This is a genomic window from Asticcacaulis sp. DW145 (assembly GCF_037101385.1).
GTDB lineage: Bacteria > Pseudomonadota > Alphaproteobacteria > Caulobacterales > Caulobacteraceae > Asticcacaulis > Asticcacaulis currens.
Genome location: NZ_AP029025.1, coordinates 855,605 through 868,886, shown reverse-complemented (window position 1 = coordinate 868,886; position 13,282 = coordinate 855,605). Strand labels below are relative to the sequence as shown.

12 protein-coding genes are annotated in these 13,282 nt (G+C 62.9%); 8 read left to right on the top strand and 4 right to left on the bottom strand.

What is annotated here, in order from left to right; genetic code table 11:
- Window positions 1–12: 12 nt before the first annotated feature.
- Window positions 13–1,470 carry a glycosyltransferase family 2 protein gene (locus AACH73_RS15250; RefSeq protein ID WP_338735787.1) on the bottom strand — a complete coding sequence of 486 codons (1,458 nt, stop codon included), beginning with the start codon at window positions 1,468–1,470 and terminating at the stop codon, window positions 13–15.
- 128 nt (window positions 1,471–1,598) lie between these two features.
- Between AACH73_RS15250 and AACH73_RS15245 the strand changes: the two genes are divergently transcribed.
- From AACH73_RS15245 to AACH73_RS15235, 3 genes are read left to right on the top strand one after another with little or no spacing between them, the layout of a single operon-like run.
- Window positions 1,599–2,399: an iron ABC transporter substrate-binding protein gene (locus tag AACH73_RS15245; RefSeq protein ID WP_338735786.1), complete on the top strand. Its 801-nt coding sequence runs from the start codon at window positions 1,599–1,601 to the stop codon at window positions 2,397–2,399.
- Entirely contained in the window at window positions 2,396–3,376 is a 981-nt protein-coding gene (locus AACH73_RS15240) for an iron ABC transporter permease (protein ID WP_338735785.1), read from the top strand. Before AACH73_RS15245 ends, AACH73_RS15240 begins: the two co-directional genes overlap by 4 nt.
- Window positions 3,373–4,131, top strand: coding sequence for an ABC transporter ATP-binding protein (locus AACH73_RS15235; RefSeq protein WP_338735784.1), 759 nt, complete (start codon window positions 3,373–3,375; stop codon window positions 4,129–4,131). The genes AACH73_RS15240 and AACH73_RS15235 overlap by 4 nt, the downstream gene beginning before the upstream one ends.
- Here AACH73_RS15235 and AACH73_RS15230 read toward each other — a convergent pair.
- On the bottom strand, window positions 4,115–6,274 hold the full coding sequence (locus AACH73_RS15230; protein WP_338735783.1) for a lytic transglycosylase domain-containing protein: 2,160 nt from the start codon (window positions 6,272–6,274) through the stop codon (window positions 4,115–4,117). The genes AACH73_RS15235 and AACH73_RS15230 overlap by 17 nt on opposite strands.
- A 282-nt stretch (window positions 6,275–6,556) precedes the next feature.
- On the opposite strand from AACH73_RS15230, the gene dapA reads away from it, so the two are divergent.
- Both dapA and smpB read left to right on the top strand, forming a co-directional pair.
- Window positions 6,557–7,450, top strand: coding sequence for a 4-hydroxy-tetrahydrodipicolinate synthase (gene dapA / locus AACH73_RS15225; protein WP_272741984.1), 894 nt, complete (start codon window positions 6,557–6,559; stop codon window positions 7,448–7,450).
- Window position 7,451: 1 nt separating this feature from the next.
- Window positions 7,452–7,928 (top strand): SsrA-binding protein SmpB, encoded by a 477-nt coding sequence (smpB, locus tag AACH73_RS15220; RefSeq protein WP_013480432.1) that lies wholly within the window; start codon window positions 7,452–7,454, stop codon window positions 7,926–7,928.
- A gap of 36 nt (window positions 7,929–7,964) precedes the next feature.
- Here smpB and AACH73_RS15215 read toward each other — a convergent pair whose 3' ends face one another.
- Window positions 7,965–8,534 carry an NYN domain-containing protein gene (locus AACH73_RS15215; RefSeq protein WP_272741985.1) on the bottom strand — a complete coding sequence of 190 codons (570 nt, stop codon included), beginning with the start codon at window positions 8,532–8,534 and terminating at the stop codon, window positions 7,965–7,967.
- 35 nt (window positions 8,535–8,569) lie between these two features.
- Here AACH73_RS15215 and folK point away from each other — a divergent pair, with 35 nt between their 5' ends.
- Window positions 8,570–9,121 (top strand): 2-amino-4-hydroxy-6-hydroxymethyldihydropteridine diphosphokinase, encoded by a 552-nt coding sequence (gene folK / locus AACH73_RS15210; RefSeq protein WP_272741986.1) that lies wholly within the window; start codon window positions 8,570–8,572, stop codon window positions 9,119–9,121.
- On the opposite strand, the gene AACH73_RS15205 is transcribed toward folK, so the two are convergent.
- On the bottom strand, window positions 9,082–10,050 hold the full coding sequence (locus tag AACH73_RS15205) for a DMT family transporter (RefSeq protein ID WP_272741987.1): 969 nt from the start codon (window positions 10,048–10,050) through the stop codon (window positions 9,082–9,084). The two genes, folK and AACH73_RS15205, sit on opposite strands and share 40 nt — an antisense overlap.
- 195 nt (window positions 10,051–10,245) lie before the next feature.
- Here AACH73_RS15205 and rpoZ point away from each other — a divergent pair, with 195 nt between their 5' ends.
- The gene (gene rpoZ / locus AACH73_RS15200) at window positions 10,246–10,605 is read left to right on the top strand and encodes a DNA-directed RNA polymerase subunit omega (RefSeq protein WP_013480428.1); all 360 of its coding nucleotides are present in this window, start codon (window positions 10,246–10,248) and stop codon (window positions 10,603–10,605) included.
- Window positions 10,606–11,129: 524 nt separating this feature from the next.
- Window positions 11,130–13,277: a bifunctional (p)ppGpp synthetase/guanosine-3',5'-bis(diphosphate) 3'-pyrophosphohydrolase gene (locus AACH73_RS15195; protein WP_272742083.1), complete on the top strand. Its 2,148-nt coding sequence runs from the start codon at window positions 11,130–11,132 to the stop codon at window positions 13,275–13,277.
- Window positions 13,278–13,282: the final 5 nt, after the last annotated feature.

Sequence of the window (13,282 nt, the reverse complement as noted above, 5' to 3'; positions counted from 1 at the left end):
CTGCGGTTACGTCTATGAGGCCGGGGCAGGTGCGGGTTCGGCGGGAAGGTGCTCGGTCTTGTCCCAGTGAAAGGGACGCCTCACAAGCTGATAGAGGGCAAAGGCAGCACCAAAGGATTGCAGCCCCCAGTAAACAGGCAGGCTCAGGCGATCCCACAGGCTCAGGTTCAGGCCCGCGCGGCGGGCGGCCCCGTGCAGGGCGATCTGAGCAAAGCCCGGCCCGCAAATCAGCAGTATCAGATCGGGTATGGCCATGCCACCGAGGCCGGGTTGCAAGAGGTTGATGAGCCGCCCGGCCAGCACCAGCGCCACAAACGGGGCGTAGAACAGGGCGGAAAAGACGTTCATGCCCAGGCTGAGCATCAGGCCTAACCCCGTCATCACCGGCAGATCGCGTAGGCTGCGCGTATGGACCAGCAGGGTTTGCATATGTCCTTTTAGCCAGCTCGTGCGTTGCGGCAACCAGGTCCGCGTGTCCGGTGGCGGAGTTTCGCGCGTCGGCGCGGCTATCAGACCGCTGCCATAGCCCTGTCGCGCCAGACGGTAGGCGAGGTCGGCGTCTTCGGTGACATTATGCGCGTCCCACGCGCCTGCGGCTTTCAACGCCTCGACACGGAAATGGTTGCTGGTACCGCCCAGCGGAAAGGTCAGGCCCGCCCGGTGCAGGGCCGGCAGAAGCACGTCGAATTGCACGGCGTATTCGGCGGCGAACTGACGGGCGATGAAGCCGCGTGCCCCTGTGGGGCGCAAGGGGGCCTGAAGGCAGGCGACCCTGGCGGGCAGGCTGGCAAAATGCGCCGCCGCTTCGCGTAACTGCCTGGGCACGGGGATGTCTTCGGGGTCATAGATCGCGACCAGATCGCCCAGCGCCCTTTGAAGCGCAAAATTGAGAGCGCGCGGCTTGGTGCGCGGGGGCGCGGTTTCGACCCGCACGACGCGCATGTGCGCCCGATGCGGGTGCAGGTCGCGGTTCAGATGATGTTCAAAGGCGATGAGGGTTTCAGGGTCGTCGTCTTCGATGGCGAACAGAATTTCCAACCGGTGGCGCGGATAGTCGAGCGCTTCGAGCGCGGCGATCAGTTGCGGCGCAATGGCGGCTTCCTTATAGAGGGCAACGATCACCGAATAGACCGGCAGGTCGGCATCGGCGAGGGGGGCCGGCGTGTGCGTGACGACCGGCACGACGCAGGCCGCCAGACGCAGGCTGGCATTGAGCATGAACACGCCCCAGCACAGCCAGTAGAGCGCCTGAGTCAGCGGACCGAAGGCCAGCCACAGGCCGCTCACCAGGGCGAGGGTCAGAGCCGCCAGTGCCGCCCACTGCCAGACGGCGGGCGGGGTGCGAGCCGAAAAACGCGCGGGCAGGGGCGCGATGCCCCTTGCGGAATCGGAGACGACGTATAGGTTCGGGCGCGCGCTTTCGGCAAGGTCCGGCGACAGAGCGGGCTGGCGTTTGGGTTCCGGCGGCATGTCTCCCCCCATGACGCGTAATCCGACAGGGTGGATACCCTTCTTCGGAAACTGGCGCGACGGCCTGTGGAGTGGCCAGTAAGACGGAAAAAGGCCCTGTGGATAACCAATCAGAGGTGGTAAATCGGGTGAAAAATATCATCCTATGGTTGTTTTTTGGCGGGTTGGGCCTTTTTGCGTGTGGTGCCGGGGCTAAACCCCTGCGTGTTGTGTCGCTGGACATGTGCGCCGACCAGTATGCGCTGGCCTTGCTGCCGTCCGATCATATCCTCAGTCTGTCGCCGCGCGCGCGCCATCAGGACAGTTTTTATCGCAGCCGTGCGGGGGCGATACCGCTACGCCGCCCGACGCTTGAGGCGCTTTTGGCTTTGAAGCCTGACGCTATTCTGCGGACTTGGGGCGGCGATGCCCGACTGATCGCTCAGGCGCAGGCGCATGGCATAAAAACCGTTCAGATCAACGAGGTTTCGACCTTCGCTCAGGCTGGGGCTGAGGTTGAAACCGTGGCGTCCCAACTGGGGGTGCCGCAGGCCGGAACACGCGAAGCGCAAAACATGACTGCCGCCCTGTTACGGGTTCCGGTGCCGGTCCGGCCGCGTAAGGTGCTCTACTATACGCCTTCCGGCTTTTCAGCGGGGGCCTCGACCTGGGTGGGGCAGATCATAGGCGCGACCGGTCATCGGCTGGTGGCGTCGCAGCCCTATTTCTATTATCTGTCGCCCGAACTTTTCCTGCGGGAGAGGGCGGACGTCTATGCTCTGGGCTTCTATGACGACGCCTATGCCATGCGTCGCGCGCCGGGGCGGCATCCGCTGGTGCGGGCGCGTATCGAGCGGGCGGCACATGTAACCATCCCCAGCCCGATGCTGGCGTGCAGTGCGTGGTACGCGGCGTTTGGCCTGCCTGAACTGGCGGAGACACTCTCTTGAAACTCTGGACGATTTTGGCCCTTTCGGCGGCTTTTTTGCTGATCCTGCTGATGGGCATGGGCGAGGTGGCCCTGAGCCCCGCCGACTATGCCGAAGCCCTGCGCGCACCCGGCAGTCTGGCCGGAGAGATCGTTTGGCAGATCCGCTTGCCGCGCAATCTGTGTGCGCTGCTGGTCGGCGCCATGCTGGGGGTGGCCGGCGCAGTGGCGCAGGGCTATTTCCGCAACCCGCTGGCCGAACCCGGGCTGATGGGCGTGTCGGGCGGGGCCGGTCTGGGGGCTGCGGTGGCCATCGTGCTGGGCCTCGGGCTGACACCGGGGGCCGTTGAAGGCTTTGCCCTGCTGTTTGCAGGCGGCGTGTCGCTGATTATTCTGGCCTTTGTCAGCCGCTTTCCCGACCGGCAAGCGCTGATTCTTCTGGGGGTTGGGTTGTCGAGCCTGACCGGGGCGCTGATGGCGCTGGTCTTCAATCTGTCGCCCTCGCCGGTGACGACCGCCGAGATTCTGGGCTGGATGATGGGTTCGGTGGAAAACCGTAGCTGGACGGATGCGGCCCTGGCGGCGGGGGGGCTTCTGCTGGCGGCGCTTATGCTTTGGCGGGTGGGGCCGGGTCTGAGGGTGTTGACGCTCGGCGAGGATACGGCGCGCTCGCAAGGCGTCGATCTGCGCCAACTGGCGGCCCTGTCGGTTGTCGCCATCAGCGTGCTGGCCGGGCTGGCCGTGGCCGTATCGGGGGTGATCGGCTTTGTGGGGCTGGCCGCGCCGCATCTGGTGCGCGGTCTGGGCGTGCGCGACCCCTATCGGCTGATCGCGCCATCAGGACTGGCGGGCGGTGTGATGGTGCTGCTGGCCGATGGGGCGGTGCGCCTGCTGCCGACCTCGACCGATATTCGACTGGGGGTGCTGACCTCGCTGATCGGTGCGCCCCTGTTCGCGCTTCTGGCGTGGAAAAGCGCGAAGGAATGGGTGCAGGGATGATCGAAACACAGAACATCCATGTCCGTCTGGGGCAGACCGAAGCCGTCCGCGACGTTACTTTACGCTTCGAGCCGGGCCGCCTTTACGGCCTTGTCGGACCCAACGGTTCCGGCAAGACGACGTTTCTGCGCGCACTGGCGGGATTGGTCGCCCTGTCGGCGGGGGCGGTGCGGATCGACGATCGCGCCCTGTCGTCCTTATCCCTCTCTGAACGGTCCGCCCGTATCGGCTACCTGCCGCAGGCGCGCAGCATAAGCTGGGACCTGACGGTGCAGGAGATTGTGCAACTGGGGGCGCAGCGTTTTCGTGATGCCGAGCCGCGCGCGGCGGCGGCACTGCGGGAGGTGGGCTTGGGCGATGTGGCGCACCGACGCGTCTTTTCGCTGTCCGGCGGTCAGACAGCGCGGGTGCTTCTGGCGCGGCTTCTGGCGACGGCGTGTCCGGTTCTGCTGCTCGATGAGCCCCTGACGGCGCTTGATCCGGCGTGGCAGCGTCAGGTTCTGGGCGTGCTGAAGGCCGCGGCCGCGCGCGGCCATGTCGTGATCGCCAGTCTGCACGATCTTGGGCTGGCGGCGGCCTTCTGTGACGACCTGTGTGTAATGCACGACGGGTATCGGGCCGGGTTCGGCCGCCCTGAGACGGTGTTTACGCCGTCCCTTCTGGCCGAAGTGTTCCACCTGACGGGCGGGTTCCGTCAGACGGACGACGGGCAAGACCTTTATCTGGCCACCCGGCCAGTCAGTTCCCTGACGTAGACTTCAGCTCATTATAGTTGATCGGGCCGGTTGGCAGGCTGCCCGTATCCTCGCTGTCGCCGGTTTGCGGTGTATAGGCGATGATCATGCCGCGTTTCAGGTCGGCCATCGGCGTCAGAGGGGCGGTGCCGCCATTGAGGCGGGCGCGATAGACGGCGTGGTTTTCCATGACCCGCATCATGTAGTTGCGCGTTTCGGTGAAGGGCGCGCACTCGATAAAGGCGATGGGGTCCGCCGTTTCGCCGCGCGGATCGCCGCAATCGACAATCCACTGCGGCGGGCGGTTCGGTCCGGCATTATAGCCGGCGGCGGCCATGACGTAGGAACCGCCGTAGCGATCGACCAGTTCGCCCAGATGATACGCCCCCAACTGCATATTATAGTCCGGATCGTACAGCATCGAGTCGGAATAGGTCAGCGACATACGCCGCGCCACGCCCTTTGCGGTCGGCGGGATCAACTGCATCATGCCGCGCGCATTGGCGCTTGAGCGTACCATCGGGTCAAAGCCCGATTCCTGACGCGTGATGGCCAGCACAAAGGCCCCTTCTGGGGATTTCACGGCGGGCAGTTTGCGCAGCGGATAGGCGCGTTCCGGCAGGTAGAAGCCGCGCTGCTGCGAGACGCGCGCCACGCGCATGGCCAGATCCTGCGTGCTGTAGGTCCCGGCCAGATCGACCAGCAGGGCCTGCTCTTCGGCGGTCGGCAATACGTCGTCCAGCGCCAGAATCAGGGCGTTGAACAGGTCGCGTTCTCCGCTCTGCCCCAGAATTTTCGCGGCCTTGACCATATCGCGATTGTCGAAGCGCGCGCGGTCGGCGGCGGTCGGCACCGGGTCCTTGCCCAGGGTGATGGCCTTCACACCGGCCTTTTCGGCCGCCAGCTGACCATAAAAGGCGTAGATGAACTGACCGCCTTCGACGAAATGGGCGTGCGCCTTTTCGGCGTCGCCGGCCTGAGCCCGGGCCTCGTAGGCGCGGCCCAGCCAGTAGTGGGCGCGGCTGCGGGTAATGGGAGAGGTCCCGGCTTCGCGCACCTTTTCAAAATGCGGCAGGGCCAGATCGGGGCGGTTCAGGCGGATCAGGGAGGTCCACCCGGCGAAGAATTCGCCCTCGGCCTTCTTTTCGCCGTTGGGAAAGCCCCCGCCGTTCATGGCCTCATAGGCGGCCTGATAATTGCGGGCCTTGAGCGCCGCGCGGAAATAGGAGAGGCGCTCGACCCACAGATTGCTCATGGCGGCGTCCGAGGCCGGAGCAGCGGGCAGGTCGGCCAGCAGGCCAAAGCCCAGCGTCTCCAGCTTGGCGCGGCGCAGCGCCCGCAGACGCTCATAGGCCAGCACCGGATTGCGCGGGCTGACCGTCAGCGCCTGTTCGTACAGGGTCACGCCGGACGCCGAGCCGGAGCGCAGGGCCATGGCGGCCGTGGCCACCTTGCGGCTGGTTTCATCGACCAGCGGCAGCATGGCATTGGTGGCGGGCCCTTGCGTGCCGAGCAGCAGGGTGGTCAGGCGCGCCTTATGGTCTTCTGGCGTCAGGTAGCGGCCAAAGCTGGTCTGAAAACGCGTCTGATCGGTCAGGTCGAAGGCCTGATCGCGCCACCATGAGCGCGCCAGTGCCGAGGCGGCCTCCGTCTGACCGGCGCGCTCATAGGCACTGATCAGGGCCATGGCCCCATCGACCGAAACGGGCGGCGCGCCCTTGAACCAGTCGATGGTCTGCGGCGGCGTCAGGCTGGAATTGACGATCTGCTTTTCAGCGGCCAGTTGACGCTTCTGCTCGCGCGGCCAGCCCCACAGGTCGCGGCGCGCGCCATCGAGCGCGGCAAAGCCGTAGACATCACCGTCGTTATTGAGGATGGCCCATTGCACGATCTTGCGCGCCACCGGATCGCTTAAGCTGCCGCGCAGAGACTCGGCCAAAGCGAAATTCTTGCTGCGCGCCGCCTCTAGGGCCTGTTTCAGCGTGGCGCGTTCGGTTTCCGTGATAAGCCCCGCCTGATAGGGGCGCGGTGCCGATGTCGTATCCTGCGCCAGAACGGGCGACAGGGCCGCCCCCGCCGTCAGCGCGATCAGGGCTGCGCCACCCATCCAGCGGCACCACGACGTCAGCGAGCGCGCATTGAATGTCCGGAAAGCCTTGGTCATCACAAATTCCTTAAGCGTAGGCGGCGGGTCATAATGGCCGCACATGACGGCACAATTATGTGTCCGGGGTTTTTATCGTGATTTCCGCGGTGCGGTGGTCACGCTTCGATCACAAAAACCGTCAGAGCAAAACCTGATGGCGTAATGGTGCGGATATTTAGGTTCGACGCAAGTCGCGCCTTATTCCGACGTTTTCTTTTTACAAAGTCGTTGCAGCAAATCCATTGTGGTTTTAAGGCTCATCCCCACATTTCGATCTGCTTAATCCGGATGATGACCTCCATGTCTAACGCTGATGCTCTGCCCCTGTTTTCCGGCGTCATTACCGCGCTGGTAACGCCGTTCAAAGACGGTGAGGTGGACTATGCGGCCTTCAAACAGTTGGTGGAGACGCAGATCAAGGCCGGTGTGCACGGTTTGGTGCCGGTAGGTACGACGGGCGAAACCTCGACCCTGTCGATGGACGAGCATAAGGAAATCGTGCGTCTGTGCGTCGAAGTCGCTGCCGGTCGCGTGAAGGTTATCGCCGGGGCCGGGTCGAACAACACCGCCGAAGCGCTGGAACTGGCGCGCCACGCCAAGACGGTCGGTGCCGATGCCGTGCTGGTCGTCGTGCCCTATTACAACAAGCCGTCGCAGGAGGGTTTGTACCAACATTTCAAGGCACTCAACGATTCGGTTGAAATACCGGTGATGCTCTATAACGTGCCGGGCCGCACGGTCATCGACATTTCCAACGACACCATTGTGCGCCTGTCTAAGCTACCCAACATCGTCGGCATCAAGGACGCCACCGGCGATCTGGTGCGCATGAGCCAGTTGCGCATCGCTATCGAACCGGGCTTTTCGTTTATCTCCGGCGATGATCCGACGCTTCTGGGCTATATGGCGCATGGCGGTCACGGCGTGATTTCAGTCACCTCCAACGTCGCGCCGGCGGAAATGGTGGCGCTTTACAAGGCTGCGCAAGACGGCGATTTCGCCACGGCCCGCCTCTGGCAGGACAAACTGATCAAGCTGCACAAGGTGCTGTTTGCCGATGCCTCGCCGTCGCCCACCAAATACGCCCTGAGCCGTCTGGGCCAGACGACCGACGAGGTGCGCCTGCCCATCGTGCCCTGCGCCGCCACCGTGCGACCGCTGGTCGATGAGGCGATGAAAGCCGCGGGGCTCTGACTTGGCCGAAAAAGAGCAATCCAACTATAAGGTCATCGCCGATAACCGGCGGGCGCGCTTCGACTATTTCCTCGAAAACAATACCGAGGCGGGCATCGTCCTGACCGGAACCGAGGTCAAGTCGCTGCGTCAGGGCCGCGCCAATATCGCCGAGTCCTATGTCTCGATCGAGAATGGCGACGAACTGGTGCTGATCAATGCCGACATTCCGCACTATGGCTTTGCCAACCGCTTCAACCATGAGCCGCGCCGTCATCGCAAACTGCTGATGCATCGGCGTGAGATTGCACGCTTCATGATTGCCGTGCAGCGCGAAGGCATGACCATCGTGCCCACCAAGCTCTATTTCAACGACAAGGGCAGGGTGAAGGTCGAGATCGCTCTGGCCAAGGGCAAGAAACTGCACGACAAGCGCGAAACCGAGGCCAAGCGCGATTGGGGCCGCGAAAAAGCTCGCCTGCTCAAGGATCACGGATAGACAGAAGGCCCCGCCGGGTGGTGGGGCCTTCTTCTTTTAGTCCTCAAACTCTTCGTTGCGGGTATTGGCGGGCTGCTGACGCGGGCGGCCCACGACACTGGCCAGATCGGCCAGATCGACAAAGGTGTCGGCCTGACGGCGCAGTTCGTCGGAAGTCATGGGCGGCTGCGACTTCACGGTGGACACGACAGTGACGCGGCAGCCCTTGCGCTGAACGGCCTCGATCAGGCGGCGGAAGTCGCCGTCACCGGAAAACAGGACCAGATGGTCCGCGTGCTCAGCAATTTCCATCATGTCGCAGGCGATTTCGATATCCATATCGCCGCGCCAGCGCTTACGGCCCTGCGCATCCGTATATTCCTTGGCGGTCTTGGTGATCAGGGCAAACCCGTTATAATCGAGCCAGTCCACGAGCGGGCGTATCGGCGAATAGTCATCCCCTTCGACCAGAGCCGTATAGTAGTAGGCACGCAGAAGAATGCCGCGCTTGCGGAACTCATCGAGAAGCTTGCGGTAATCAATATCGAAGTTGAGCGCCTTGGCGGCTGAGTAAAGATTGGCGCCGTCGATAAAAAGAGCAATCTTGTCAGTTGGATAAAAACTCATTCAAATAGCTTTCGTTTGAAAATTGAAGAATCAAAATGACTAAAACAGTAGCGTCGTTCTCTGAAATCACACCGGCTATCTATATAGCCTACGGTGCGAATTTGCCTCACGACGAGCTTAATCCTTTGCAGGCCTTACACAGGGTTGTCAAGCGCTTGTGCCAATACGGGATAAAGGTTACGCAGATTTCATCCTTGTGGCGTTCTCAGGCGTGGCCAAACCCTGAGTATCCGCCCTATCATAATGCCGTATTCGCGGTCTCTACGACTTTGAAGCCGCAGCGTTTACTAATAGAGTTGCACGCGCTTGAGGCCGAGGCCGGTCGTGTGCGCGGGCCGCAGCCCAATCAGCCGCGCGTGCTCGATCTCGACCTTATCGCCTATGGGGATGTCGTAATCGACGGTGACATGATACTGCCGCATCCGCGCGCCCATGAGCGGGGCTTTGTCATGGGGCCGCTGACGGAGATTGCTCCCGACTGGGTGCATCCGATGTTGGGGCTAAGCGCGCGGGACCTTTACGCGCGGGTGACGGTGGGGACGGATGCCTATCCGGCGGAGGATACGTCCGCCTTGCTGAGCAACTGAGGACGCTGTTCCAGCCAGGTGTAGAGACCGACGCCGCCCAGCACCAGAACCGTGCCGATCAGGTCGATGAGCGACAGGCTTTCTTTCAGGATCAGAACGCTCAGTCCCATGGTGAAGATGGGATTGATAAAGCCGATGACGGCATTGGCCTGAGAACTTATGCGCGCCAGAGCGAAGCTAACCAGATAACCGGGCAGGACCGTCGCGCCTATGGCCAGACCCAGCGCCAGCACCCACAGACCTGCATCGGCCGGGATGGCGCTGGCCTGATGGGTCAGACCGAAGTGGATGAAGGTGGCGAGGGCGGCTCCGACCATTCCCACTGACGTGAAGAGGGCGGCGCCCATCTGCGCGATCAGCGGCTTGGCCAGCAGCAGATAGAGGGCGAAGGCGACGGAGGAGGCCATGACCCAGCCGGCGCCGATGGCGACGTCCGGCCCGCCGCTGCCCGCTTCGGACCAGAAGACGAGGGCCAGACCGGCATAGGCGATCACAAAGGCGGGCAGGGCCATGGCCTTCAAAGGCTGACGGAACAGCCACGCCCCCAGAAGGATGACGAACAGGGGATAGGTGAACAGGATCAGGCGTTCAAACTGCGGCGACAGGTACACCAGTCCTTCGAAATCGGTATAGCTGGCGAACCAATAGCCCAGCGCGCCCACCGCCAGCGCCTTGAGGTAGAGGCTGCCCGACAGGGGCGCGGCCTTGCGCTGACGGTAGCGGGTGATCAGGCCCACTGCGATAAAGAAGGGGGTGGCGATCAGAAGGCGCAGGGTCAGCAGCGTTGAGGCATCGACATCATAGGCATAGGCCAGCTTGATAAAGATGCCCTTGGTGGCAAACAGGAACGCCCCGGCCAGAGCCAGGGCATAGCCGCTCCAGCGCGACAGGGCGGACGGGGACGTAACAGGGGAGGGCGCAGCGGACATGATGCGCGTCTCTTAGGCGAGGCGGGGCGGGGGTGCAACCGCTGCACGGCGGCTTGAACGCAAATGACAAGTAATTCTTGTCTTTTGCAGCGACACTGGGTAAAGACGGGGCGAACGAACACGGCTCACGCTGTCGGTCAAGGCGAGATACGTCTTGACGGCGGCGTTTTTGTCATTATTTGCAAAGGGTTCTGCATGGCTCGCGTTACCGTCGAAGATTGCGTCGAGAAGGTCGATAACCGTTTCAATCTGGTGCTGCTGGCGGCGCATCGCGCCCGCGCCATCTCTTCGGGTGCTTCGATCCTGCTTGACCGCGACAACGACAAGAACCCGGTCGTAGCCCTGCGTGAGATCGCCGAGGACAAGCTGCCGCCGGAAAGCCTGACCGAAAGCCTGATCGCCTCGCTGCAACGCGTCGATGAGCGTACCGAGGCTGAGGAAGAGGCCGAGACCCTGGCCCTGCTGGCTGATCCGCAGCACCAGCAGATGTCGGAAAGCGAGCTGATCCGCGCGCTTCAGTCCGACCGCGATGGCGGTCAGGAAGAACGCTACTAAGCCTCTGCTATTCAAAGCGTTTTTAAAACACCGGTCTGACGCTCAGGCCGGTGTTTTTATCTGTGCGCCACCGTGCCCGTAACTTTGCCTGTAAACCGTCCTTTTTTATTGGCGATTAAGGGCTTGCGGGGTTACTCTTTGACTCGCGTGGCGGGGCTCTTATCTAAGGAGCCTGCATGTATGAAGAGAGTACGGTTCTGGAAATGTCGGCAGAAGGGCAATCGGTAATCACGGCACGGGTTTCGTCTGAAAGCGAACCGCCTGCTGTGCCGCCCGGTTTCCCGGAAGAAACGCCGCCGGAAGTCCCGCCGGGTGAGCCTGAGGAAGGGGATGTTATCCCCCCTCCCGAAACGCCCCCCGTCGATCCGGCGGAAACCCCGCCGCTCGATCCGCCGGCGGAAGCCCCTCCGATCCAGACACCCCCTGAAATGCCGTCTCTGACGGAGAAGACGCAGGCTGAAAAGCCTGCGTCTTCGCAGACCTCCGAGGCTAAACCGGCTCCCAAGCGTCGTTTCCTGCGTCAGATGGAACTGATCGACCGGGTGGCGGCCTATGATCCGACCGTCGATGAGGCGCTGCTCAACCGCGCCTATGTCTATGCCATGCGGATGCACGGGGCGCAGTTGCGCGCCTCCGGCGACCCCTATTTCGCTCATCCGATCGAGGTGGCGGGGATTCTCACCGACTACAAGCTGGACTCGGCCGCCATTGTTACGGCGCTGCTGCACGACACTATTGAGGACACGCCCGCCACGCGCGAGGAAATCGCGTCGCTGTTTGGCGAAGAGATCGCGCAACTGGTCGAAGGCGTCACCAAGCTGACGCGGCTGGAGCTGAAGTCCGAATATACCAAGCAGTCGGAAAACCTGCGCAAATTCATTCTGGCCATTTCCAAGGACGTGCGCGTGCTGCTGGTCAAGCTGGCCGACCGGCTGCACAATATGCGCACCCTGCAATACGTGCCGGAGCACAAGCGTGAGCGCATCTCGCGCGAGACGCTGGAGGTCTATGCGCCGCTGGCCCGTCAGATCGGCTGCAACCGCTTCGCCACTGAGCTGGAAGACCTGGCCTTTACCTTCATCAATCCGCGCGGGAGGGCGGCCATCCTGCAAAGACTGGCCGATCTGCGCGATCAGAAGGGCGCGGCGGTCGCCGATATCGCCCGCGACATTCAGGACACCCTGTCGGTGGCTGGTATCCGGGCGCGGGTGTCGGGGCGGGAGAAATCGCCCTATTCGATCTGGCGCAAGCTGCAACGCAAGTCGATCGGCTTCTCGCAACTGTCGGATATTGTGGCGTTTCGCGTCATCGTCGATAGCCCGGACGACTGCTACCTGTCGCTGGGCGTGCTGCATCGTAAGTGGCCCTGCGTGCAGGACCGCTTCAAGGACTTTATCTCGACGCCGAAATCCAACAACTATCAGTCCCTGCACACCACCGTCATCGGCCACAAGGGCGCGCGCATCGAAATGCAGATCCGCACCGAGGTGATGGACCGGGTGGCCGAAGAGGGGCTGGCGGCGCACTGGGGCTATAAGAACCAGTCCTATGGCTTCGATGAGGCGGCGGCGACCCAGTGGGCCGAGCGCAACCCCATCGCCAATCTGCGCGCCATCGTGCAGATCGCGGAAAACGGCGGCGATTCCGAAGAATGGGTCGAACACGCCAAGCTCGAAATGTTCCTCGATCAGGTCTTTTGCTTCTCACCCAAGGGCCGCCTGATCTCCTTGCCGCGCGGGGCCATGCCGCTCGACTTCGCCTATGCCGTCCATACCGAGGTGGGCGATAAGGCCATTGGCGCGGTCATCAATGGCGAGCACAAGCCGCTGCGCACGCCCTTGCAGAATGGCGATCAGGTCGAAATCATCACCGGCGTCGAAGCGCGCGTGAACCCGGACTGGCAGTCCCTGACCATTACCGGTCGGGCGCGCGCCGCCATCCGCCGCAGTATCCGTCAGACCCAGCGCGACGACTTCATCCGTCTGGGGCGCTCGGCGCTGGAACGCGGGGCTGCCCAGGTCGAAAAGACCCTGACCGACATGTCCTGGCGTCCGGCCTTCGAGCGCTTTCAGGTGCAGAGCGAGGACGAACTGTTTGAACTCTGTGGCCGCGGCAAGATCGCGCCGGCCAAGGTGCTGGAGGCCCTGTTCCCCGGCCTGAAACTGCCCGCCACCCTGACCACCGATTCGTTCAGTCGCATCAAGGACGGCGAAGACGCCACAGCCTTTGTGCGCGGCCACGCCCTGCGGCCGCAGCAGAAGATCGTCTTTTCGCGCTGCTGCACCCCGGTGCCGGGCGACCGTATCGTCGGCATTGTTGAAGGCGCAGAGGTCCACGTCCATTCCATCGAATGCGAGCAACTTGAGGCCTATGAGGGCCGTAAGGAGGTGTGGATCGACCTGCAATGGACGCTCAACGCCGAAAAGAACACCGTCTCGCCCGCCCGCATCCGCGCCAATATGCGCAACAAGCCGGGCGTGCTGGGGCAGGTCTGCACCCTGATCGGCGAGGCAAAGGGCAATATCGTCAATATCCGCCTGTCCAATCAGCAGGTCGATTTTCTCGATGCTGAATTCGAGGTCGAGGTGCTGGATGCCCGCCACCTGACCAATATCACGGCCGCCATCCGCACCAATCCCTCGGTCGAGGGGGTTGAGCGGATCAGAGGCTGAGCCGG